The organism is Allokutzneria oryzae (assembly GCF_042429765.1).
Lineage (GTDB): Bacteria > Actinomycetota > Actinomycetes > Mycobacteriales > Pseudonocardiaceae > Allokutzneria > Allokutzneria oryzae.
The window spans coordinates 145,416-168,433 of record NZ_JBHLZU010000007.1; the positions used below are offsets into that span (position 1 = coordinate 145,416).

24 protein-coding genes are annotated in these 23,018 nt (G+C 69.6%); 16 read left to right on the plus strand and 8 right to left on the minus strand.

The features are described 5' to 3' along the window. Window positions 1-91: 91 nt before the first annotated feature. From ACFFQA_RS09315 to ACFFQA_RS09335, 5 genes are all read left to right on the plus strand, one after another. A complete protein-coding gene (locus tag ACFFQA_RS09315) occupies window positions 92-478 on the plus strand; it encodes a VOC family protein (protein ID WP_377851301.1) in 387 nt (128 codons plus the stop codon). A 714-nt stretch (window positions 479-1,192) separates the two neighbouring features. Further along, the gene (locus ACFFQA_RS09320) at window positions 1,193-1,693 is read left to right on the plus strand and encodes a hypothetical protein (protein WP_377851302.1); all 501 of its coding nucleotides are present in this window, start codon (window positions 1,193-1,195) and stop codon (window positions 1,691-1,693) included. Window positions 1,694-1,951: 258 nt separating this feature from the next. Next, on the plus strand, window positions 1,952-2,446 hold the full coding sequence (locus tag ACFFQA_RS09325) for an EF-hand domain-containing protein (protein ID WP_377851303.1): 495 nt from the start codon (window positions 1,952-1,954) through the stop codon (window positions 2,444-2,446). A 242-nt stretch (window positions 2,447-2,688) separates the two neighbouring features. Beyond that, the gene (locus ACFFQA_RS09330; RefSeq protein ID WP_377851304.1) at window positions 2,689-3,648 is read left to right on the plus strand and encodes an alpha/beta fold hydrolase; all 960 of its coding nucleotides are present in this window, start codon (window positions 2,689-2,691) and stop codon (window positions 3,646-3,648) included. Window positions 3,649-3,675: 27 nt separating this feature from the next. Then, window positions 3,676-4,440 (plus strand): alpha/beta hydrolase fold domain-containing protein, encoded by a 765-nt coding sequence (locus tag ACFFQA_RS09335; RefSeq protein WP_377851305.1) that lies wholly within the window; start codon window positions 3,676-3,678, stop codon window positions 4,438-4,440. Here the strand turns inward: ACFFQA_RS09335 and ACFFQA_RS09340 are convergent. The 3 genes from ACFFQA_RS09340 to ACFFQA_RS09350 form a co-directional block, all read right to left on the minus strand. After that, a complete protein-coding gene (locus ACFFQA_RS09340) occupies window positions 4,430-5,416 on the minus strand; it encodes a phosphotransferase family protein (protein WP_377851306.1) in 987 nt (328 codons plus the stop codon). The genes ACFFQA_RS09335 and ACFFQA_RS09340 overlap by 11 nt on opposite strands. Before the next feature lie 574 nt (window positions 5,417-5,990). Beyond that, a complete protein-coding gene (locus ACFFQA_RS09345; protein WP_377851307.1) occupies window positions 5,991-6,362 on the minus strand; it encodes a hypothetical protein in 372 nt (123 codons plus the stop codon). 247 nt (window positions 6,363-6,609) lie between these two features. Beyond that, window positions 6,610-7,446 (minus strand): alpha/beta fold hydrolase, encoded by an 837-nt coding sequence (locus tag ACFFQA_RS09350; RefSeq protein WP_377851309.1) that lies wholly within the window; start codon window positions 7,444-7,446, stop codon window positions 6,610-6,612. 170 nt (window positions 7,447-7,616) lie between these two features. On the opposite strand from ACFFQA_RS09350, the gene ACFFQA_RS09355 reads away from it, so the two are divergent. Next, the gene (locus tag ACFFQA_RS09355; RefSeq protein WP_377851310.1) at window positions 7,617-7,946 is read left to right on the plus strand and encodes a DUF6355 family natural product biosynthesis protein; all 330 of its coding nucleotides are present in this window, start codon (window positions 7,617-7,619) and stop codon (window positions 7,944-7,946) included. A gap of 45 nt (window positions 7,947-7,991) precedes the next feature. On the opposite strand, the gene ACFFQA_RS09360 is transcribed toward ACFFQA_RS09355, so the two are convergent. Both ACFFQA_RS09360 and ACFFQA_RS09365 read right to left on the minus strand, forming a co-directional pair. After that, complete coding sequence (locus ACFFQA_RS09360) at window positions 7,992-8,426, minus strand: hypothetical protein (RefSeq protein ID WP_377851311.1); 435 nt, start codon at window positions 8,424-8,426, stop codon at window positions 7,992-7,994. Then, window positions 8,426-8,797, minus strand: coding sequence for a nuclear transport factor 2 family protein (locus ACFFQA_RS09365; protein ID WP_377851312.1), 372 nt, complete (start codon window positions 8,795-8,797; stop codon window positions 8,426-8,428). Before ACFFQA_RS09365 ends, ACFFQA_RS09360 begins: the two co-directional genes overlap by 1 nt. A 73-nt stretch (window positions 8,798-8,870) precedes the next feature. On the opposite strand from ACFFQA_RS09365, the gene ACFFQA_RS09370 reads away from it, so the two are divergent. Further along, window positions 8,871-9,437, plus strand: coding sequence for a PadR family transcriptional regulator (locus ACFFQA_RS09370; RefSeq protein WP_377851313.1), 567 nt, complete (start codon window positions 8,871-8,873; stop codon window positions 9,435-9,437). A 9-nt stretch (window positions 9,438-9,446) separates the two neighbouring features. On the opposite strand, the gene ACFFQA_RS09375 is transcribed toward ACFFQA_RS09370, so the two are convergent. Continuing rightward, window positions 9,447-10,595 (minus strand): ROK family transcriptional regulator, encoded by a 1,149-nt coding sequence (locus ACFFQA_RS09375; RefSeq protein WP_377851314.1) that lies wholly within the window; start codon window positions 10,593-10,595, stop codon window positions 9,447-9,449. Window positions 10,596-10,696: 101 nt separating this feature from the next. Between ACFFQA_RS09375 and ACFFQA_RS09380 the strand changes: the two genes are divergently transcribed. The 6 genes from ACFFQA_RS09380 to ACFFQA_RS09405 are packed head-to-tail and all read left to right on the plus strand — an operon-like array spanning window position 10,697 to window position 17,262. Further along, on the plus strand, window positions 10,697-11,941 hold the full coding sequence (locus tag ACFFQA_RS09380; protein WP_377851315.1) for a Gfo/Idh/MocA family protein: 1,245 nt from the start codon (window positions 10,697-10,699) through the stop codon (window positions 11,939-11,941). Further along, window positions 11,938-13,203 (plus strand): ABC transporter substrate-binding protein, encoded by a 1,266-nt coding sequence (locus tag ACFFQA_RS09385; RefSeq protein ID WP_377851316.1) that lies wholly within the window; start codon window positions 11,938-11,940, stop codon window positions 13,201-13,203. The genes ACFFQA_RS09380 and ACFFQA_RS09385 overlap by 4 nt, the downstream gene beginning before the upstream one ends. A gap of 3 nt (window positions 13,204-13,206) precedes the next feature. Beyond that, window positions 13,207-14,100, plus strand: coding sequence for a carbohydrate ABC transporter permease (locus ACFFQA_RS09390; RefSeq protein ID WP_377851317.1), 894 nt, complete (start codon window positions 13,207-13,209; stop codon window positions 14,098-14,100). After that, window positions 14,097-14,918, plus strand: coding sequence for a carbohydrate ABC transporter permease (locus ACFFQA_RS09395; protein WP_377851318.1), 822 nt, complete (start codon window positions 14,097-14,099; stop codon window positions 14,916-14,918). The genes ACFFQA_RS09390 and ACFFQA_RS09395 overlap by 4 nt, the downstream gene beginning before the upstream one ends. Continuing rightward, entirely contained in the window at window positions 14,915-16,429 is a 1,515-nt protein-coding gene (locus ACFFQA_RS09400) for an alkaline phosphatase D family protein (protein ID WP_377851319.1), read from the plus strand. Before ACFFQA_RS09395 ends, ACFFQA_RS09400 begins: the two co-directional genes overlap by 4 nt. Further along, window positions 16,426-17,262, plus strand: coding sequence for a polysaccharide lyase family protein (locus tag ACFFQA_RS09405; RefSeq protein WP_377851320.1), 837 nt, complete (start codon window positions 16,426-16,428; stop codon window positions 17,260-17,262). The genes ACFFQA_RS09400 and ACFFQA_RS09405 overlap by 4 nt, the downstream gene beginning before the upstream one ends. Here ACFFQA_RS09405 and ACFFQA_RS09410 read toward each other — a convergent pair. Next, window positions 17,205-18,047, minus strand: a complete 843-nt coding sequence (locus tag ACFFQA_RS09410) for a helix-turn-helix transcriptional regulator (RefSeq protein WP_377851321.1) — start codon at window positions 18,045-18,047, stop codon at window positions 17,205-17,207. The two genes, ACFFQA_RS09405 and ACFFQA_RS09410, sit on opposite strands and share 58 nt — an antisense overlap. 101 nt (window positions 18,048-18,148) lie before the next feature. Between ACFFQA_RS09410 and ACFFQA_RS09415 the strand changes: the two genes are divergently transcribed. The 3 genes from ACFFQA_RS09415 (at window position 18,149) to ACFFQA_RS09425 (ending at window position 20,664) form a co-directional block, all read left to right on the plus strand. Beyond that, a complete protein-coding gene (locus ACFFQA_RS09415) occupies window positions 18,149-18,904 on the plus strand; it encodes an SDR family NAD(P)-dependent oxidoreductase (protein WP_377851322.1) in 756 nt (251 codons plus the stop codon). A gap of 61 nt (window positions 18,905-18,965) precedes the next feature. Next, a complete protein-coding gene (locus ACFFQA_RS09420; RefSeq protein ID WP_377851323.1) occupies window positions 18,966-19,835 on the plus strand; it encodes a sigma-70 family RNA polymerase sigma factor in 870 nt (289 codons plus the stop codon). A gap of 88 nt (window positions 19,836-19,923) precedes the next feature. Then, window positions 19,924-20,664, plus strand: coding sequence for an SDR family oxidoreductase (locus ACFFQA_RS09425; protein ID WP_377851324.1), 741 nt, complete (start codon window positions 19,924-19,926; stop codon window positions 20,662-20,664). A gap of 60 nt (window positions 20,665-20,724) precedes the next feature. Here the strand turns inward: ACFFQA_RS09425 and ACFFQA_RS09430 are convergent, their stop codons facing one another. Then, window positions 20,725-22,692, minus strand: a complete 1,968-nt coding sequence (locus ACFFQA_RS09430; RefSeq protein WP_377851349.1) for an acyltransferase family protein — start codon at window positions 22,690-22,692, stop codon at window positions 20,725-20,727. Window positions 22,693-23,018: the final 326 nt, after the last annotated feature.

Below are 23,018 nucleotides of genomic sequence, written 5' to 3' on the forward strand. Positions count from 1 at the left end.
GAACACATGTTCGGGTGACTTCGCCGACCCGCTGTTCCGCGGTTAGCGTGTGGCCTTTGGCGGACTCGCTACGTGCCTGGGAGGGCCTGACATGGCCAGTAAGTTCACCGAGCTCGCGATCGACTGCGCCGATCCCGGCGGTCTCGCCCGGTTCTGGTGCTCCGTCCTCGGCTACGAGGTGCAGTACGAGGACGACGAGATTGTCACGATCGGCTCCCCTGCGGTGCCTGAAGGCAAGAACCGCCCTGGCCCAGTGCCACCGACGTTGACGTTCGCGCGCGTTCCCGAGGGCAAGACCGTCAAGAACAGGCTCCACATCGACGTCAACCCAACCGACAGGGAGCAGGACGAAGAGGTCCGTCGCCTGCTCGACCTGGGTGCTCGACACGCCGACGTCGGCCAAGGCGAAGAGAGCTGGGTCGTGCTCGTCGACCCGGAGGGCAACGAGTTCTGCGTCCTTGCGACACGCTGCCCCTGATCGGAGGCCGCACACCGCGCCAGGCCACCTTCCGACGGAGGGTCCCGGTCCGAGCAAGATCACACTCTGCCGACGTATCGACCGGACGACTGCGCGGCTGGGCGCCGAGCCGGTGGCGATCACGACGGGTTCCGGCGGCGGTGGGCGCGGTCACCGCTGGCCGCCGCCAGGACTGCCGTGCGGGCGGCACCGACCCAGGCCGCGAACGTGATCACCGACCAGGCCACCCGCTAGCGCCCGTCCCGATCCCCCGAGCTGGCGCCGCCCCCGTACCCCGGTACCCCCGTACCCCCGTGCCCGCGTCGGCTGGCTGGCGTGGTCGAGGTTTTCGCGTTTTGTCACCTTGATGCGAAATGGGAGCGCTCTTTCGCGCATCAAGGTGACAAAACGCGGAATGAGGGGCACGTGGGTGGAGGGCGCCAAGGGGGTGGAGGGCGCCAAGGGGGGAGGGCGCTAGGGGGTGGAGGGCGCCAAGGGGGGTGGTGAGGTGGTGGTGTTACGTGCAGGACACGACCTGGGCGCGGGCTCGGGCGGGCGGCGAGACCCGGGTGCTCATCCGCGGCGGGCGGGTCGTCTTCGTCAACGTCGCGGACGAGAACGGCATGGCCGACGTGTTGTGCGCCAAGGGAATCCTCGTCCGCTGCTGGTGCGCGGAGTGGTGCAGCGGCAGGACGGCGCCGTGGGACTGCCCATCAGCACCTACGATTCGCGGGTGTGGAGGAGACGTTCCCGCATCGGCCGGTACGCGGCGTCTCGGTGCGCTATGGCACGGTGGCCAACTGCTTCCCCGACTTCGTGTCGTTCAGCCTGGACTTCGAGCCGCTCGCCGACGGGCGCGCCGGGTACGAGTTCGTCAGCGACCTCGATTACGGGTTCGACGAGTACTCGCACGAGCTGCACGCGGAGTGCGCACCCGCGATCAGCCAGGGCGTGCTCCTGAACCTCAGCGGAGCGCCCCAGTCCCCGAACCAGCTCACGGTCGACGTGGACACCGGGTCGCTCCCGGTCGGCAGGCTCGACAACACCGAAGGCGGTCCGCTCCTCGCGGTCCGCGTGGTGCTCACCCGCGTCCGCTACCACCTCGTGGACTCCGCGAGTGCCACTCACCGGTACGCCGGGTGGCGCGCCGCCCACAAGGCGCGGTGCGCGCTCTTCGGCACGACACCGGATCCGGATCACAAGGACTGGACGACCGCCGTTCCCGGCACGAGCTGACAACGCGGGCACCTGGTACCCAGATATCTGGGAACCCGTTGGGGCATAGGCAGATGACTGCCACTCTGGGCGACCCGAGCCGCCCGGCCGAACACTCCTTCCGCCGGGTTTCCCACCCCCGAACCGGGACGATCACCATGAGTGAGCGGCCGGGGACGCAGTGCCACCGCTTGGCGCAGTGACGGCGTGTTCCCGGAGCCGGTAAGCCGATAACGGGCCCGCGCAGGGCGGGACGACAGTGCCAAGGCGAGGATTCCGATGCCCACAAGCCTGCAACAGCACCGGCTCACCAGAGAGTTCAACCGGTACGACGTCGACGGCGACGGCACGATCGACCAGACGGACATCGACGGCGTAGTGCAGTCCCTGTGCAGTGCGCACCGGGTGGTCCCGGGCTCGCCGGCATGGCGGGAGATCACCAGCCGGGCGAACAGACTGTGGTACGACCTCATAGGACACCTCGACGACGACGGCGACAGGACGGTCAGCCGCGAGGAGTGGGTCGCCGCGCACGACCGCCCCGGGTTCATCGACGCCGTCGCCATCCCGTTGGCACGCTTCGCCTTCGAGATCGGGGACGCGGACCAGGACGGCAGGATGTCGCTGAACGAGTGGATGATCTCGCACACGGTCTTCGGATCGAACCAGCTGGAAGCCCTTGAGAGCTTCCAGTCCCTGGACGAGGACGGCGACGGGTACGTCACCGCCGACGAGCACGCCGCCGCGGTCGCGAGGTTCTACTCGGAGCAGTGACCCGGGAACCGGTGCGACCGAGAAAACCAGCGCCCCGGACCCACTACACAGCAACGGTTTCGCTGTGTCCATAGTGGACTTCCGCGGCGACGGGACTCGGCATCTCCTGCCGGTTCGCCACCTGCCGCCGTGAGCGACTCGGGGCGCTCACGGCGGCGCTCGGCGGAGAACACGGTTGGGACCGGTCCCGAGGCGGCGTCCCTATCCTCGCGGCGGCAATCCTTTCGAGGAACGGGGTATGCATGACTCGCCGTTGGATGAGCGTTCTCGCGATCGTCGGTGTCGCCACGACCGGACTCGTGTCGCCTGCGAGTGCCAGCGCGACGATCGACCGCTTCACGCTGAAGTCGGGAGCGCGGTTGCCCTACTACCACAACCATTCCCTTGAAGGCGCGGCACACGCGACCCAAGCAGTTGTCGTCGTGCACGGGACTGGCCGCAACGCGCGCGGGTACTTCGACTCGGTGGTCAAGTCCGCCGAGCACGCCGGTGTGCGGGACACGGTCATCATCGCGCCCCGGTTCCAGACCGCGGAGGACAAGCCCGCCAGCGGTGACGCCTTCTGGACCAACGGCGACGCGACTTCCTGGAAGGACGGCGGCGACTCGGTGTCGCGCGGCGCGGTCAGCTCCTTCGCCGCGATGGACGAGGTTCTGGCCAGGCTGGCGGACAGGACGCGCTTCCCGAAGCTGACGCGGGTGACCCTGGTCGGGCACTCCGCCGGTGGCCAGTTCGTCCAGCGCTACGCCGCTGGTGGCCGGGTCACCATGCAGCCGGGCGGCGCGACATTCCACTTCGTCACCGCGAACCCCTCCTCGTACCTGTACTTCACCGCCGATCGGCCGGTCCGCGGTGGCGTGGCGTCCTGCCCGAAGTACGACGACTACAAGTACGGGCTCAAGCGCCTCAACCGCTACATGGGCGAGCTGCCCGCCGGACGGCTCGTCGAGCAGTACACCGGCCGCGAGGTGACCTATCTCCTTGGTGGGGACGACATCCACCAGAACCACAGCATCGACGACTCCTGTTCGGCGAAGGCTCAGGGCAGGCACCGGTTGGAGCGCGGCCGCAACTACTTCGCCCACATCCGGAAGTCCTCCCCGGCCGCGCGGCACGACATGGTCGTGGTGCCGGGCATCGGACACGACCACGAGGCGCTGTTCGACTCCTCCCAGGGCCGAACCGCGATCTTCGGGACCTGACGTGCGGCCGGATCCTACGATGCGCTGATGATCCGTGATCAAGTCACGTACTCGGTCATCCGCGGTTTCCGGCCGCTCCTGCTGGACCTGTACCTCCCGGACGGAGTCGACCGCCCACCCCTCGTCGTCTGGATCCACGGCGGCAGCTTCCACTCCGGCGACCGCCGCTGGCTGCACCGGACCTTCCCCCGCGGCTCTGTGTTCACCACGCTGACGGAGGCTGGTATCGCCTGCGCCTCCATCGACTACCGGCTCAGCGGGGAGGCCACCTGGCCGGCCCAGGGCGAGGATGTCGCGGCGGCGATCGCCTTTCTCCGCACCCACGCCGACGAGTACGGCTTCGACCCGGACCGGCTGGCCACGTGGGGCGACTCCGCCGGTGGGCACCTGGCCCTGATGGCGGGGATGACGAACGCGCACGTCAAGGCCGTCGTCGCGTGGTACCCGATCACCGACATCGCCACGATGCCCGACCTGGGCAACGAGGACTTCTACTCGCCGTGGCTCGGGTGCTGGCCCTCGACGACGCCGGAGCGCGCCGCGCAGGCGAGCCCGATCACGCACGTGCCCCCCGACGCACCCCCGTGCCTGCTCGTCCACGGGGACGCCGACACCCTCGTGCCCGCGACGCAGAGCCAGCGCATGCACGCCAAGCTCACCGAGGCCGGTGCCGACTCGACACTGCGGATCGTGCCCGGCGCCGAGCACGGTTTCGAGGGTCACTCGGACATGAGCGGGCTGATCACCGACTCCGTCGCCTACCTGGCCGCGCGTCTGGGCCTCACCCGCTGAGGCGGGCCAGCACGTCACTGACATCCCAGTGGATGGGCGGAACCTCGCTGATGTCGATGCCTCGCCGGTGGATGTCCAGTTGAACGCCGACGAGGTTGCGCGCCTGGTAGAACAGCTCCCGCACCGCACTGGCCGCATCCGTCGCCGGACGACCGTAGGTCTCCCAGAACGCGGCCACCTCGGTGCCGGGCTGTTGCCGCGCCCGGTGGATGGTCCAGTCGGCCATCGGGTCGCCCCAGCACGCGACGTCGAAGTCGAGCACCCCGGTGATGGTGGGCTCGGCCGCGTCAGGGTCGAGCATGATGTTCAACGTCCACAGGTCCCCGTGGAGCAGCCGCGGCTCGGTGACCTCGTCCAGCGCGGCACGATGGGTGCCGACCGCGTCGATGACCCGGTGCACGTCACCGGAGTCCAGCCCGGCGTCGTCGAAGTCGGCGGCGAGGACGCGGAACTGGTCGCTCAGCGCCTCGCTCCAGGTGTCGAACCCAGGACCGGCCACGCGACCGAACCGATCGCCGCGGACCTCGTGGACGGCCCGGGTGATGGTGCCGAGCTGGCGGTAGTACGACGGCCACTGGGAGCGCGGATAAGCGTCGAGGGTCGTGGAGGCGGGTGCGCCGGGGAGCAGTGTCTGGAACATGTAGTCGCGGCCGATGATCTGGTGGGTGAAGTCCACGGCCAGGTTCTGTGGCACGAGGGTGCCCAGTGCCGCGAAGTACGGCGCGGCCGCGTACTCGTTGCGCATCACGTCGCGGTCCCAATGCGCCTGCTGCGCACGCTCAGGAGCGACCCGCAGGATGACGGGATCACGGCCCTCGATGTCGATCCGGTACGTGGTGTTGTAGTGGCCCACGCCGATCTCGACGATGCGGGCGACCCGTGTGCGATCACCGAAGGCGCGGCGGCACATGGCCTCGATCTGCTCTACCGAAACCGGCCGCTGGAAGGCGTCCGACTCGCGCTCAACTGCTTCCACATCCACAACAACCCCCGTGTGCCGAATGAGCCGTCCGGGACTCTAACGCTCCCTGTGGCCGCACCATGACTCATTAAGCACACAGCACAGGCGACTCCGTGGCGTCGAACCCCGTTTCGTGCGCATAGCAGGGAAACGCTCCAAACCCCCGCCATGAGCACGAAACGGAAGCCCGTTCACCCCACCGATGCGGTCACTCCACCACTGAGGCGACCGCCTAGGCCGCGCCCCGCACGTGGCGACACCACCTCACCCCCCTGCGCCCTCCACGTGGTGAGACCACCTCACCACCCTGCGCCCTCCACCTACGCGCGCCTCCCCACGTGCCCCTCATTTCGCGTTTTGTCACCTTCTTGCGCGAAAGAGCGCTCCCATTTCGCATCAAGGTGACAAAACGCGAAAACCCTGGCCGCGCCAGCTGGCCCTTGCGCGCACGGGGGTGCGGGGGTGCGGGAGCGCGGGGGTGCGGGAGCGCGGGGAGCACGGGGGTGCGGGGAGGCGGAGGGGTGCGGGGAGGGGAGGCGGGGAGGCGCGGGGGTGCGGGAGTGGGGTGCGGGGAGGCGCGGGCGACTGGCTAGGTGACCTTCGCGCAGATGACGTCGACGATGATCGTCGCGCTGGAGCCGGCCTCCGGTGACGTGTGGGAGGCGACCCAGCCACCACCTCCGTCAGCGGGAGCGCTGCGGTGGAGGGAGCTCCGGTCGTGCCCGGCCAGGCGCGCGCCACCGCCGAGGGCCTTCTCCCCCGCCGGACAGGGCAGGGACACCTCCTGGAGCCGGGGGACGTTGTCGAAGTGCTTCCGGACGAGATGGACACCGGACGCGTCAGTGGTCGGCGCGCTGGACTCCGGAGCCGCGCTCATGTCCCCCGCCACCACCGGCACGGTCGACGTCGCGACGAAGGCGAGAGCGACCGTCGCGATCACAATGCCGACCTTTTCGTTCATGCTTTGCCTTTCCCTTGCTCACCTGTCCGACCACGGCCGCCGCGGCCGTGGGGCGAGTCCGGTGTCTCGCGTGGACGGTGGCATGCGGGCAGGGCGTGTTCGCCTCGTCGTCCGCTCTCTGGAACCGGTGCCACGCGCCGTGTGAGCACCGGCTGGTCGCACACCCATTCTGTGTTGATCACCGAGCGCGGCACAGCCGCCGCTGGGGTCGCCTCTCCGTGCTCCGAACGGTGTCATTCCAGATGAGTCATCGCGCGGCGGCCTTGAGCCAGTCCATCGCCGCCGGGATCGCGTCGAGCACCGAGATGTGCCCGTCTTCGGGGCGCAGCCACAGTTCCGACTGCCGCAGGTGCCGGTGCTGCCAATCGGCGTGCGCGGGTGGCACGACGCGGTCCTGACCGCCCTGTACGAGAAGAACGGGAGCGGCCACCTCCTCCAGGTCGAACCCCCAAGGGGCGGCGAAGGCGACATCGTCGTCGATCAGCCCACCGGGTCCGGCCGCACCGGCGCGCTCGGCGTCAGCCCCCAGGGAGCCCCAAGCACCGGACAGCGCCGCCCAGTCGGCTGAGGTGAAGCTCGTCGGGTCGAACTCCTCCGACTCCGCGTGGCGCGCTCGCGCGGCGCGTCCCTCAAGGGCCGCCCGCAGCGCTTCGTCGGAGGCCATGCCGCCGAACCAGTCGAACTCCTCGGTGTGCGGGGCGATTCCCGCCAAGCACGCGACGCCGGTGACCCTGCCGGGCAACACCGCCGCGCACGCCAGGGCGTGCGGCCCGCCACCGGAAGCCCCCATCACGGCGAAGCGGTCGATGCCGAGCGCGTCGGCGAGCTGAGCCACGTCGGACGCCGCGGACGCCACGTTCCGCCCCGGGAGCGGAGTCGATCCCCCATAGCCAGGCCGGCCGTAGGACACCAAGCGGATGCCCCGCTCACCGGCTGCGGACAACAACGGCTCGATCAGCGCGCCGGTCTGCGGCGAGCCGTGGTGCCAGACGAGATTCAGCCCACCGCTCGCATCCGTGTTCCCGTTGTCGTACGTCCGCAGCGTCCGGCCGTCGTACAAAAGCACATCGCGTTCCACCACCACGCGCCCAGCGTAATGACGACCAGCGCGGTGTCGGCGCGTCGTCTCGCCGAGCACCATTCACTTGATCGGGGTGGCTTTCACCGAAGTGATCACCTACGGAGGTCTGTCGCGTTAGCGTCCGCCCCCGTCAGGGGGCCTGAGGGTCCCAACTCGAATGCGAGGAAGACAAGATGAAGATCGCGCGTGCTATCGGTGCGCTGGTGGCGACCGCCGCCGTTCTCGGGGGTGCGGCTCCGGCCGCACAGGCCATCGAATCCGCGCCCGCAGCGCGGGGCTGCGGTTACATGGGTAGCGGCAAGTACAACCACTGCGAGTCGAACCCACGGCTGACCGTGATGCTCCAGGTTTCCCGGATCATCGACAGCGATTTCAAGGTCTGCGTCCGGCCGGGAATCACCGATCTCCAGCAGTACTCGCCGTACCCGCGGCACTGGGCCGTCACCGGCGCCTGGTACATCGGCAGCCCGTGGTGCAGCCCCGGCTACTACGGCACCGTCTGACACACGACAGAAGGCCCGCCCACGAGGCGGGCCTTCTTCGTGCGATCACCGCTCGGCGCGCGCCGCGACACGGGAAAGCAGCCTGCGGACTGCCAAGACGTGACCGCCGGTGCCGATGACCAGGAATCGGTAGCAGCGCCCGAGCGGGCCGGGGAACGCGGCCCGGCTCTCGGCGCGCAGCCGCGACCGCCCAGGGCCGAGCTGGTCCAAGCGGAAGGTGAGGGCATAGGTCGAGAAACGGTGCCGTCCCTGGAGCACCAGCTCCGTGCCCGGAACCGCCGAGGTGACGCGGAACCCGGGAAAAGTCGAGCCCTCGACCGGTGGGCGCGGCCCGGACGCGGTGCGGTCAGTACAGCCGATGAGCCGCGTGTAGACCGCCATGGGCGAGAACGTCCGGTCGAGTGCTTCGCCCAGCGCGCGCCACACGGTGCCGGTGCCCGCGGTGATGGTGATCGCGTGCTCGTCGACGAGGGGCGGCATCACTGCCGCCCGAGTTCGGCCTGCATCGCCGCGGCGAGCGCGTGCGCGGCGGACAGCGGGCGGACCATCACCGTGAACTGGTCGATGGCGCCGGTGTCGTCCACGTGCAGGAAGTCAGCCCCCTCGATCTCACGATCCCCGATGCGGGCGCGGAAGACGAGCACGTGGTCGGCCGAGTCCGGCGCGCCGATCTCGCGCACGTAGTGGAAGTCCTCGAACACGCGCGCCACCGCCTTGAGGATCGGCGCGACGACGTCGCGGCCCCGGTAGGGCTGGAATGCGACGGGGCTGTGGAACACGACATCGGCGGAGAGCAGCGCGGTGGCCGCCTCCATGTCCTGGGCTTCGACAGCGGCGCGGAACGAGTGCACGGCTTGCTCCCCACATAGTCATCAAGTTGAATAGGTGCGGATTACAGTAGCTCTGTTCGGGGAGGCCGGGTAGATGGGTCTGCGTCACGCCGTGCTCGCCGCGCTGCTGGAGGGGGACGCCTCCGGCTACCAGCTGGCGAAGCGCTTCGACGTGTCGGTCGCCAACTTCTGGTCGGCCACGCCCCAGCAGCTCTACCGCGAGCTCGACCAGCTGGAACAGGCCGACCTGGTCCGGGGACACGTGGTCGAACAGCAGCGGCGCCCGAACAAGCGGGTGTTCAGCCTCACCAGCGCTGGACGCGCGGAGCTGCACGCCTTCACAGCGCGGCAGACCAAGCCGACGGCGATGCGCGACGACCTCGTTGTGAAACTGCAAGCGGTGGACGCCGGAGACGTGGAAGCCGTCCACAGAGCCATGTCCGCGCGGTTGGACCAGGCCCGCGACAAGCTCGCCGGGTACGAACGCCTCCGGGAGGAGCTTCTGGACGGCCGCGACGAGGACGAGTACCTGCGCGAGGCGGACCGGGTCGGCCCCTACCTCACGCTGATGGGCGGGCGCGCCTACGAAGAGGCGAACATCTGCTGGGCTGAAGCCGTGCTCAAGGTCCTGGAAAGCAGAAAGCGCCGTCCGAAGGAGTGAGCACCCACCTCACCTCGCGGCCTCGCGGAAGGTTCTCCTGGCCTGTTGTCGCAGTGCCTCGTCCGCGGCGTTCAGCGCCAGCCGGACCGCGCCGAGGACCACGGCTTCGTGGCCGACGGTCGAGGCCGCGAGCTCCGGCGTCCGGATGCAGGCGCTGTCCATGTGCTGCCTGATGCGGGGAAGCACGAGGTCGGCCGCGCTCGCCAAACCGCCACCGACGACGATCATCTCCGGATCGATGGTCAGGCTCATCGCGGACGCGTGCTGGGCGAGCACCTCGCAGAACTCGTCGATGACCCGCACCGCTTCCGGCGAACCCGCGCGAGCCTCGGTGATGATCCGCTCGGTCACCTGGTGGTCCCGGTCGGCGATCGACTCCTGGGTGGCGGGGCCGAGCAGCCGCTCCCGGCGCAGCTCCCACTTCTTCGGGTCCAGCAGGCCGATCTCGCCCGCGGCGCCACCGAAACCGCGGTGCACGCGCCCGCCGATGACCAGCCCCGCGCCCATGCGCCGCCCGATCAACAGGTAGATCAGGTCGGAGACGTCCTTCGCGACGCCGTGCCACCGCTCCGCCAGCGCGGCCGCGTTCGCGTCGTTGTCCACGAAGACCTTGCAGGAGAACGACTTCGCCAGACGGCGGGCGAGCGGGATGCCGTCCCAGCCCGGCAGGACGGTTGACACGGTCACGGTGCCGTCCGGCGCGACGATGCCGGGGACGCTGACACCCGCGGCCATCAGCAACGCCCGGTCCACCCCTGCTCGGGTGAGGCATCTCGTCGCGACGGAACGGACAACGGCGATCCGCCGGTCGGCGTCCAGCTGCGGGTCCACCTGGGTCTCGTGGGAGTGGACCTGGTCGCCGTTGAGGTTGGCGAGCACGCCGAGCACCCGGTGTGCGCCGATGTCGAAGCCCAGCACGTACCCGCTGTCCGCGCGGAAGAGGTACCGGCGGGCCGGTCGCCCGACCCGCTTGCCGGCCTCGGCCGCCAGCTCGGCGGCCCAGCCCTGCTCGATCAGGTCCTCGACGGCGGCTTCGACGGTCGGCCGGGACAAGCCGGTGCCTGCCGCCAGATCGGCCAGCGTCGCCGGGCTGGACGCGCGGAGCGCGGACAACACCGCCACCGAATTGATCACTCGCAGCAACGAGGTACCGCTCACGCACTCTCCCTTGACCACCCGACGATCCAGATGGTAGACCATGGCGGATTATTTAAAGGACATTTCATTAATAGCCCCCTGCGGGAGGTGATGACCGCGTGGTGACCGTCGCGATCGTCGGAGCGGGCAGCCGTGGCACCGCGTACGCGGCCCACGCCGCCACGACCGGGCGGGCGCGTGTCGTCGTGGTCGCCGAGCCCCGGCCCGCCGCCCGGAAGGCGCTCGTGGACGCGCACGACGTGCCGAGGGCGGGGGTCTTCGAGGACTGGCGCGACCTGCTCGCCCAACCGCGGCTGGCGGACGTCGCGGTGATCACCACCCAGGACCAGTCCCACGTGGAGCCCGCCGTCGAGCTCGCCCGGCGCGGCTACCACCTGTTGCTGGAGAAGCCGATGGCCACGACCGAAGCGGACTGCGAGGAGATCGTGCGGGCGACCGAGGACGCCGGTGTGCTGCTCGCCGTCTGCCACGTCCTGCGCTACACGCCGTACTCGCGGGCGTTGAAGGACATCGTCGACAGTGGACGGATCGGCGACATCGTCAGCGTCGAGCACCTCGAACCGGTTGGCTGGTGGCACCACGCGCACTCCTACGTGCGGGGCAACTGGCGCCGCGAGGACGAGTCGACGTTCATGCTCATGGCCAAGTCCTGCCATGACGTGGACTGGCTGGCCCACGTCATCGGCCGCCGAGCCGTCCGGGTGTCCTCGTTCGGCGGCCTGTACGAGTTCCGGCCCGAGCGCAAGCCGGAAGGCGCGGCGGAGAGGTGCCTCGACTGCGCTGTGGAGCCGGAGTGCCCCTACTCCGCGCCACGGATCTACCTGCCGTTCCTCGCCGAACCGGACCGCGTCTGGCCGCTGTCGGTGCTGACGGCGGATCGCACGGAAGAGGGCGTGCGCAACGCACTGCGCCACGGGCCGTACGGCCGGTGCGTCTACGCGTGCGACAACGACGTGGTCGACCACCAGGTCGTCAACATCGAGTACACCGGTGGCGTCACGGCGTCGTTCACCATGACGGCGTTCGCTCCCGTCAGCCACCGCAAGACCCGCGTATTCGGCACCCGGGGATCGATCGAGGGCGACGGCGAGACCATCACCGTCCACGACTTCCTGACCGGGCCGGACGTCGTGCGACCGCGGGCCACGGGCGGGGCGACCGCGGACGACGGACACGGCGGTGGGGACCAGGCGCTCGTCGACGCCTTCATCGAGGCCGTCCGCACCGGCGACCCGAACCTGATCTTGACCAACGGCAGGGACAGCCTGGAGTCGCACCGGCTGGTGTGGGCGGCGGAACGGGCGCGTCGGACCGGCACGGTCGTCACCCTGGAGGGAACACGATGAAAAGGGCGTTAGCACTGGCAATCGCGGCCCTTGTGGTCACCGGCTGCGCGACGGCGACCCCCGCGGGCGGTGGGGCGGACGGGCGCGGCCCGATCACCTTCGCCACGTTGAAGGACGGCACGGGCACCGTGCCGAAGCTGGTCGAGGCCTGGAACGCCGCGCACCCCGACCAGCCCGTGCGGATCGTCGACCTGCCGGAGGGCGCCGACGGCCAGCGGCAGCAGCTGGTCCAGCAGGCGCAGACCAAGTCCGACACCTACGACGTGATCACCATCGACCTGCCGTGGAACGCCGAGTTCGCGGCCCGACGGTGGGTCACCGAGCTACCGCGCGAGCAGTTCGACGTGGACGGGTTCTTCGCCGCGCCGTTGAAGGGCTCGGAGTACCGGGGCAAGCTGTACAGCATCCCGCACTTCACCGGCGCGGGAATGCTGTACTACCGCACCGATCTGCTGGCCAAGGCCGGTGTCGCCCCGCCGAAGACCTGGGCCGAGATGAAGGCCGCCTGCACCAAGGTGCTCGCCCTGCCCGAAGCCGCGGGCGCCTCGTGCTACGCCGGGCAGCACGACAAGTACGAAGGCCTCACGGTCAACTTCTCCGAGGCGGTCGGCTCCGCGGGCGGGCAGGTCACCGACGACGAGGGCAAACCGAAGCTGGACACGCCCGCGGCCAAGACCGGTCTCGACTTCCTGGCGACGCTGTTCCGCGACGGCACCGTCGCACCGGACGCGATCACCTACAAGGAAGAGGAAGGCCGCCGGGCTTTCCAACAGGGCAAGGTGGTCTTCCACCGCAACTGGGCCTACATCCACGCGCTGATGAACGCCACGGACGGATCGTCGGCGGTGGCGGGGAAGTTCGACGTCACGGTGATTCCCGGCGAGTCCGGCCCCGGAGTGTCCACTTTGGGCGGTAACAACCTGGCCGTCTCCGCGTTCTCCACGAAGCAGGCAACAGCGCGGGAGTTCATCAAGTACATGACCAGTGTGGACACTCAGCGCACCCACGCCAAGGGCTCGGCGTACCCGATGACGCGGACGGCGATCTACCAGGACCCCGAGCTGAAGGCCAAGTACCCGTACCTCCCGGTGCTCCAGGAGGCGATCACCAGTGCCCACCCGCGCCCCACGCTGGTCCGCTACGGCGACGCGTCCTCGGCGATCCAGGAGCAGGTGTACGCCGTGCTCGGTGGCAAGGCCACGGTCGAGCAGGCGTTGTCCACCATGCAACGGCAGCTGACCGAGATCGCACAGGGGTCCTGACCCGTGCGGGCCCGAGCCGGCGGGATGGCCGCGCTGCTGTTGTCGCCGACCCTGCTCGTGCTCGGGCTGGTGGTCGGCTACCCGTTGCTGGCGGCGTTCCGGGAGTCGTTGTACCGCAGCGGTGACGAGCTGGACGCGGACGGGTTCCTGGTGTCCGGTGACCGGTTCGTCGGTCTGGACAACTACGCCGACGCGCTCGGCTCGCGGTTCTGGACGGCGTTCGGCAACACGTCCTTCTTCACCTTCACCACCGTGGCGATCGAGGTCGTCGTCGGCACCGCCATGGCATTGGTGATGCACAAGGTGATCCGGGGCCGCGGACTGGTCCGCGCGTCGATCCTGGTTCCGTGGGCGATCCCGACGGCCGTCTCCGGGTTGTTGTGGCGCTGGGTCTTCCAGTCCGACGGGGTGGCGAACCAGGTGCTGGGGACGGACCTGCTGTGGACCTCAGACGGCTGGGCCGCCAAGGTCGCCGTGATCATCGCGGACACGTGGAAGACAGCGCCGTTCGTCGGCCTGCTCGTGCTCGCCGGTCTGCAGCTGATCCCGGCCGAGGTGAACGAGGCGGCGCGGCTGGACGGGGCGAGCGCGTGGCAGCGGCTCTGGCGCGTGACCCTGCCCCTGGTCAAGCCGGCCCTGCTGGTCGCGGTGCTGTTCCGGCTGCTGGACGCGCTGCGGATGTTCGACCTCCCGTTCGTGCTTGTTGGCCAGCAGAAGGGCTCGGTGGAGACGCTGTCCATGCTGGCATGGAGCGAGGCGAACCAGGTCCGGTACGGCCCGGCGGCGGCGTACTCGGTGATCTTGTTCCTGTACGTGGTGCTCATCGCGTTCGTGTTCGTCAAGCTGCTCGGCGCGGACCTGCTGGGTGAACGGCGGAAGAAGGAGGCGTCGGTATGAGCGTCCGTCGGCTGGCGCCGTTGCTCGGGATCGCTGTCATCATCGTGTACTGCCTCGCGCCGTTCTACTGGATGGTGGTGTCGAGCTTCCGGCGCACCAACGACATCTTCGACATGTCCGCGCTGCCCTCGCCGTGGTCGCTGGAGAACTACCAGGCCGTGTTCAGCGGGCAGAACCAGTTCAGCCGCGCTCTGCTCAACAGCCTCGTCGTCGCGGGTGTGACGACCGTGCTCACCGTGCTCCTCGGCACGCTCGCCGGGTACGCGCTGGCGCGGCTGGCGTTCCGGTTCAAGAACCTGGTGCTGGCGCTGGTGATCGCGACCTCGATGTTCCCGGGGATCTCGCTCGTCGTGCCGCTGCTGAAGCTGTTCACCGACATCGGGTGGATCGACACCTACCAGGCGATGATCGTGCCGAGCATGTCCTTCGCGCTGCCGCTCGCGGTCTGGAACCTGACCACGTTCTTCCGCCAGCTGCCGGTGGAGCTGGAGGAAGCGGCCACAGTGGACGGTTGCAGCCGCGGCCAGGCCTTCCGCAAGGTCATCCTGCCGATCGCGGTCCCCGGTGTCTTCACCACCACGATCATCGTGTTCGTGGTGGCGTGGAACGAGTTCGTCATCGCGCTCAGCATGGTGAACCGGCCCGAGATGCAGACCGCGACCGTCCGGATCTCCCAGTTCGGCGGTGTCGCCGGCTACGACAGTCCATTCGGGACGCAGATGGCTGCCGGTGTCGTCGTCACCGTGCCGCTGGTCATCGCGGTCCTGCTCTTCCAGCGTTGGATCATCTCCGGCCTGACCTCAGGTGGTGTCAAATGACCGACTCACCCAGCAGAAGAACCTTCCTCGGCCTGGCCGGTGTCAGTGCCGCCGCCGTCGTGCTCGGCACCGGTGCCCCCGCGCACGCGTTCACCCCCGGTGGCGACGACGTCCCCGCCGACCCCTTCCGGCTCGGTGTCGCATCCGGTGATCCCGAGCCGGACAGTGTCGTCCTGTGGACGCGACTGGCCCCGGAGCCGCTGGCCGCGGACGGGCACGGAGGCATGCCGCGCCGCCCCGTTGACGTGCACTACGAAGTCGCCGAGGACCCGGGGTTCGCACGCGTGGTCCGTCGTGGCCATGCCGTCGCCTCCCCCGAGCTCGCGCATTCCGTGCACCCCGAGGTGCACGGGCTCCGCCCGGGGCGGGAGTACTTCTACCGGTTCCGCGCGGGCCGCTCGATCAGCCCGGTCGGCCGTACTCGAACCGCACCCGCGCGAGGAGACCAGGCCGCGCGGCTCTCCTTCGCGGTCGCGTCCTGCCAAGCGTGGTACCACGGGCACTTCACGGCGTACCGGCACATGGCCACAGAGGACATCGATCTCGTGTTCTTCGTGGGCGACTACATCTACGAGTACGCCATCAACTCCGTGAACCTGTGGAGGCAAGGCGTTCAGCTCGACAAGGTGCACGACGCCGAGGTCCGCACGCTTGAGCAGTACCGGTTGCGGTACGCGCTTTTCAAGTCCGACCCGCACCTCCAGGCCGTGCACGCCAAGGCTCCGTGGGTGTCCACCTGGGACGACCACGAGGTGCAGAACAACTACGACCACGCGGGGCAGGGCGTCACGCTGGAGGACTTCGAACGTCGGCGCGCGGTCGCCTACCGCGCGTACTACGAGAACATGCCGCTGCGGCGGACCTCCCTGCCGCGAGGTCCTGACATGACGCTGTACCGGCGACTGCGCTGGGGGCGGTTGGCGGACTTCAGCGTGCTGGACACGCGGCAGTACCGCGTACCCGACAGGAGCATCCTGGGCTCGCGCCAGGAGAAGTGGCTTCACGACGGGCTGCGGTCGTCCTCGGCGACCTGGAACGTGCTGGCGCAGCAGGTGGTCATGGCGCAGATCGACCGGGACATGGGGCCGGGCCAGACGTTCAGCGCCGACCAGTGGGACGGGTTCCGCGTCGAGCGGGAGCGGCTGCTCTCCCTCCGCACGCCCAACCTGGTCGTGCTCACCGGCGACATCCACCGCCACGTCGCCGCCGAGCTGAAGGCCGACTTCAACGACCCCGCGTCCGCGACCATCGGGACCGAGCTCGTGACCGGGTCCATCGGCTCCGACGGGGACGGCACCCCTCGGGACTCCTACACCGATCTCTGGCTCAGCAACCCGCACGTGAAGTTCTACGACGGCCGACGTGGCTACCTGCTCTGCACGATGACCCCCGAGCGGCTGACCTCCGAGTACAAGGTCGTCGACTACATCCGGCGAGACGACCGTGCCCCGGTCTCGACCGCCGCCCGCTTCGTCACGACCGCTGGGCGGCCGGGTTTGGAGGCGCTGTGATCAGGCAACTCGCGGCTACTCCGGGAATCGGGTGGATCGACCTCACCTGGGAAGCGGACTCCTACCACCCACTGGTGGACCACTTCGCCGTCTACGCCTCGGATTCTCCCTACTCGCGAGGGGAGCTGATCGGCAAGACCGTCTACACGCGACTGCGACACGACAACCTCGGGCCGCGCGGCCGGACGTGGTACTACCGCGTGGTCACCGTTGACGCGGCGGGTGACCGCAGCCTGCCAAGCCCGGTCCTGCGCGCGTCCTCACTCACCTCGGTCACGGTTTCCGGGCGTCCGGTGGCGGTGATCGGGGACTTCGACCGGAAGAGCCTGGAACTGGCCCTCGCGCCCAACGGGTACCAGCAGTACTCGACGCGGTTTCCCAACGGGCCCGACTACGCGTTCGGAGTCAGCTCGCCCAGTGCCGACTGGCCCTACCTGCATCCTGGCCCGGCGGACAAGTGGGCCGGGAGCAAGGCGCACACGTTCCGGTTCCGGTTCCGGTTCCCGCTGCCCTCGGTCCGGAACCTGGTGCTGGCGGTGTGGATGATCGACTCGCACGCCACGACTCCTGGCCGCCTGGAGGTGTCCTGCAACGGGACCTCCGTGGCCGACGTGGCCCTGGAGAGGGGCGCCACCAAGGGATCGACCACCGGGGACGCCACGGTGCCCGGCAGCCCACTTCGTCCGTCCATTGTGGAGCTTCCGATCCCCGGAAGCGCTCTGCGCGTGGGCGAGAACGTGATCACACTGGGCAAGGCGAGCGGGTCGTGGCACGCCTACGACGCCGTGGGCGTGTTCGACCCCAACACCGACAACAAGCGCAGCTTCTCGTAGCCCTCCGTGCCGGGAGAAGCCGTGTAGACCAACAGGATCTGGTCCTGGCTGTCGGTGTGCAGCACCTGGCAGTGCAGGTCCAGCACGCCCAGCTCCGGATGCGCGATGCGCTTGTGCTCGCCGCGCCGCACCACCACCTCGTGCTGTTCCCACAGTGCGGTGAACTCCGGGCTCACCGCCAGCAGCCGGTCCACCATCGTCCGCGCGCGAGAACTGGGGCCGTTGCGGACCAGCGCCGCCCGCAGCGCGGCGACCTGGACGCGGGCGTGGTGGTCGTGGTCGGCCTCCGGGTAGATCGCGCGGGAGGCCGGATCGGTGAACCAGCGGTACCCCGAGCTGCGGGCCAGTCCGGTGAAACCGGTCTGGTCGCCGAGCAGCGCGGTGGCCAGCCAGTTCTGCACCAGCGTCTCGCCGAGGTCGCTCATCACCAGTGCCGGGGTGTCGGTGAGCCGGTCGAGCACCCGCATCAGGCCCTGGCTGACGTGGTCGGAGCGCAGGATCCTGGTCGGGGCGTTGTGCCCGGCCAGGCGGAACAGGTGGTCGCGCTCGTCCAGGCTCAGCCGCAGCCCCTGGGCGATCGCGGCCAGCATCTGCTCGGAGGGGGTCGGCCCGCGCCGCTGTTCCAGGCGGCTGTAGTAGTCGGTGGACATGCCCGAGAGCACCGCGACCTCGTCCCGGCTCAACCCGGCGGAACGCCTGCGCGGCCTGCGGGGCAGGCCCACGTCCTCCGGCTGCAACGCCTCCCGGCGGGTGCGGAGGAAGTGTGCGAGCTGGTCCCGGTCCATGTGCCCGATCGTAGGCAGATCCACGGAGACAACCAGGGATCGCCGATCCCTGGTTCGGCGAGTCCTTCCGCTCCCCCGGCGACGGGCCGAGGGTTGCACCCATGGCACACATCGCACTCATCACCGGCGGCAGCCGGGGTCTTGGCCGCAACACCGCGCTGCACCTGGCCCGCCAGGGCGTGGACCTCGTGCTCACCTACCGCACCGGCGCCACCGAGGCCGAAGCCGTCGTGGCCCAGGCGCGGGAGCTGGGCCGCACCGCCGTCGCCCTGCCCCTGGACGTCGGCGACACGCGCACCTTCGCCGCCTTCACCGAGGCGGTGCGTGGCGCGCTCGCCGAGCGGTGGGGCCGCGACACCTTCGACTTCCTCGTCAACAACGCGGGCGTCGGCCGGAACGCGCCCTTCGGTGAGGTGACCGAGGAGACCTTCGACGAGCTGATGAACATCCACGTGAAGGGCGTCTACTTCCTCACCCAGGCGCTGCTGCCGCTGCTCACCGATGGCGGCCGGATCATCAACCTGTCCACCGGCCTGACCCGGTTCGCTTACAGCGGTTACTCCGCCTACGCCACCATGAAGGGCGCGGTGGAGGTGCTGACCCGTTACCTCGCAAAGGAGTTGGGCCCACGCGGCATCGCGGTGAACACCGTCGCGCCGGGACCGGTGGAGACCGACTTCGGCGGTGGTGTCGTGCGGGACAACCCCGAGGTGAACAGCTTCCTGGCCACGCAGACCGCGCTGGGCCGCACCGGGCAGCCCGACGACATTGGGGCGGCGATCGCCGCGCTGCTCACCGAGGGCACCGGATGGATCAACGCGCAGCGGATCGAGATCTCCGGCGGCACGTTCCTGTAGCCGGTCGCCACCGTGGCTCCGTCCCGGCGCTACGGTGGCCGGCGAGAGAACGGAGTGGCTGATGACGCGGCTCGACCACGCCGAGGCTGTGTTCGCGACGGTGCGGCCGAGGCTGTTCGGCATCGCCTACCGGATGTCTGGCAGCGTCGCCGACGCCGAGGACCTGGTGCAGGAGGTCTGGGTGCGCTGGCAGACCGCCGACCACGCGGCCGTGGTCAACCCGGAGGCGTACCTGGCGACGGCGGTCACCCGGTTGGCGATCAACGAGAGCCAGACGGCGCGAGCGCGCCGCGAGACCTACGTGGGGCCGTGGCTTCCGGAGCCGGTGGACACCTCCGCAGACCCGCAGCTCGGCGCCGAGCGGGGCGCGGTGCTGGAGCTGGCCGTGCTGATGCTGCTGGAGAAGCTCACCCCGACCGAACGCGCGGCGTACGTGTTGCGTGAGGCGTTCGACTACCCGTACCAGCAGATCGCCGAGATCGTGCGGACCACCGAGGTCGCGGCGCGGCAGCTGGTCAGCCGGGCGCGCAAGCGGCTGGCGGGCGAACGGCGGGCGCCGGTGGACGCGACAGAGCAGCGGCGGTTGCTGGCCGCGTTCGTGGCCGCCGCGCAGGCCGGTGACCTGGCGGCCCTGGAGCGGTTGTTTAGCGACGACGTGGTGAGCTACTCCGACAGTGATGGCAAGGCACGCGCGGCGCGGATCCCACTGGTCGGCGCGCACACCCTGGCGAAGGTCTTCACCGCCTGGGCGCCGGAGTTCTGGAGCGGCGCGGCGACGACGTTCGTCGAGGCGAACGGGCTGGCCGCCGTCGCGCTGCGCCGGGGCGGCGACACGTACGCCCTGGTGACCGTGACGGCGTCGGAGCGGGGCATCGACCAGGTGATGTGGCTGGTGAACCCCGACAAGATCGCCGCGTTCCGCGCGGTGTGACCCAGGTCCCGTCACAGCGCCGCCCGCTGTCCTGTCCTAGCTCGTGAACGCCCGCCCATCCACCGGCGGGCCCACGAAGGGAGTGACCATGCGGATCGTCGTCATCGGGGGAACCGGGTTGATCGGCACGAAGGTGGTGGCCCTGCTCGGTGAGCACGGCCACGACGCCGTGCCCGCGTCCCCGGCGAGCGGTGTCAACACGCTCACCGGCGAAGGGGTGGAGGAGGTGCTGCGGGGCACGGACGTGCTGGTCGACGTGTCGAACTCGCCCTCGTTCGCGGACGACGACGTGATGGCCTTCTTCCGCACCGCGACGGGCAACCTGGTCGAGGCGGCGAGGAGCGCCGGTGTCGGCCACTACGTCGCGCTGTCGGTGGTGGGCGCCGACCGGCTGCCGGAGTCCGGTTACCTCCGCGCGAAGGTGGCTCAGGAGCGGCTGATCGAGGAGTCCGGGCTGCGCCACTCACTGGTGCGCGCCACCCAGTTCTTCGAGTTCGCGGGCAGCATCGCCGACGCGGCCACCGAGAACGGCACCGTGCGGCTGTCCACCGGGGGTGTGCAGCCGATGGCGGCCGACGACGTCGCCGCCGCCGTGGCACGGACCGCGGCGGGTGACCCGCTCGACGGCCTGCTGGAGATCGCTGGACCGGAGGCGTTGACGCTCGACGAGTGGATCCGCGCGGTGCTCACCGCCCGCGCCGACACGCGCCAGATCGTCTCGGACCCGAACGCTCGGTACTTCGGCGCCCTCTTGGGGCACGACTCGCTGCTGCCGGGAGCCGGTGCCCACCTCGCACGGACGAGCCTCGCGGACTGGCTCGCGCGCTGACCGCCGTGACCACTCGCCGACTCCGCGTTGGCGAGTGGTTGCTCAGTTATCGAGGAGCGCTCAGAGCGTGAGGACGGCGTCGATGGCTTGCTTGACCAGCGGTGCCATGGAGCGCATGTACGTGGCCGTCACGTGGTTGTCATCGAAGTAGACGTGGACGTTGCCGATGATCGGAGGACAGACGCTTTCAGTGCAGTAGTAGTCGCTGAGGTCCAGAAACGACACGGTGGCGGGAATGTTGGCCAGTGAGGAGTACGGCGCCTCTGGGGCGAGAATCTGCGAACGCGGCGGATTGCACTGGGGCGCCTCAACTCCGTTGGTGGCGGCGCACACCGCGGGTGAGTAGTCGAAGCGCGGGTTGTCTCGTACGGCCAGGACCGGGATACCGGCGGACTCCAAGGCGCGCCACGCCGCGACGAACCCGGGCGGGGTGGCTTCCGTGAGCCCGATCCGAGCGTTGCGGGTGCCGTTGGCGAAGACGAGGTCAGGCTGCCGGGAGATGATCTCGGCCCTGGCGTCGGCGTTCCACCGGACGCAGGCTTGGTCTCCGATCGCGGTTTCCGAGGACGTCGAGAACGGACACGCACCGCGCAGCATGTGCGTGATCTTCCAGTCCCGTTCCCGTGCGATGGGGTCCAGGGCCGCGAGCAGCTGCTGCATGTGCGAGTCGCCGACCACCACCACGTGTTTGGTCGGGTTCGGCGGCGACGTGGAACAGATCTCCAGTTCCGGGTTGCGCGGAGACACGGTGCACCTGCTGCCCTCGACACCTGCGAAGTCGCCGTAGAGAGTGATCAGGGGTGGGATCACCGCGGCGTCCTCGGCGCCCCAGTACTCGAACTCCGGTGTGCGGGCCAGTGCCCCCGGGTGGTCGAGATCGTCGACGAGTGCGTCGTAGGAAGCGGCTTTGCGCAGGCTGACCGTCTGCCAGCAGCCCGCGGCCACCAACACCGGCACCAGGGTGAGGACCGCGAAGCGGTACGCGCCCCACCGTGTCCGCCCGTCCAGGCGCGAGACCCGCACCGGTTTCTCGACGTAGTGGTGGGTGAGCACGGACAAGACCAGGGACACTCCGATGATCACCACACCACCGGCGAGGCCGACGTGGGTCCGGTCGCGCGCGACGAGGTAGAACACCAGGACCGGCCAGTGCCACAGGTACAGGGCGTAGCTGAGGTCTCCCACGTACCGCAGGGCTGGAGTGACCAGCCACCGGTCGGCGCCGTAGCGGCTGCCGGTGGTGCCCGCGGCGATGACCGCGGCCCCGCACAGGGTGGGCCAGAGGGCGACGTAACCGGGGAACACGCTGCCCACGGACAGCACCAGTCCACAGGCCACCAGACCGAGGATCCCGACCCAGCCCAGCACGACGCGCGCCCTGCGCGGGAGCACGACGGCGTCGACGACCAACGCGAGCAGCCCGCCCAGCGCGAACTCCCACACCCGGGTGAGGGAGTGGAAGTAGGCGACCTGCTGCTGGGTCGCGGTGAACACGACCGAGAAGGCCAGTGACGCCGCGAAGACGAGCGCCTGCGCGACCAGCAGCGACCGGCGCACTCCCCGACCCGCTCGCCGCGCCACCAGGACCACGCCCGCGACCAGCAGCGGCCACAGCACGTAGAACTGGCCCTGGATCGACAGCGACCAGAAGTGCTGTGTCACACCGGCTTCATCGTGGTGGGCGAAGTAGTCGGCCGAGTCGGCGACCAGCTGCCAGTTCTCCAGGAACAGCGCAGAGGCGACGATCTCCCGGATCGTCTGGAACCACCGGCTCTCCGGCAGCACCACCACCGCGACGGCCATCGTCACGGCCAGCACCGTCAACGCGGCGGGGAACAACCGGGTGATCACCCGTCCCCAGAGCGGCACGAACCTGATCCCCGACTCGGAGGTGGCCGCCCGCACCAGCTGTCCGGTGAGCAGGAACCCGGTGAGCAGGAAGAACACGTCCACGCCGCCGGAGACCCGGCCCAGCCACACGTGGTAGACCACCACGAGGACGACGGCGACCGCCCGCAGACCCTGCACTTCGGGCCGGTACCGGCGAGCTGGGGCCGCGTCAGCGGAGCGCGAGCGGGGGTGGGTGTCCGGCGATGACGCGAACGACAAGAACAGCTCCGAAGTCGGGGGCGAGCACAACGCCGACCAGGCTTCCCGGCACACCACGTGGCGGCCGCGCCAGGACCGCGGCACCGCCGTGACGCTACCTGGCGCCTTCGCCGTGACGCCAACCGCGAACGCGGAGCTCAGCCGACTGCCCCGTCCGGACGCATCCGTTGATCAGCTTGGTTGCGGACGGCTGCCCGATGGGTCGCCCGCCGTCGAGATCCGGCCTCATGCCACTGCGCTTTCCC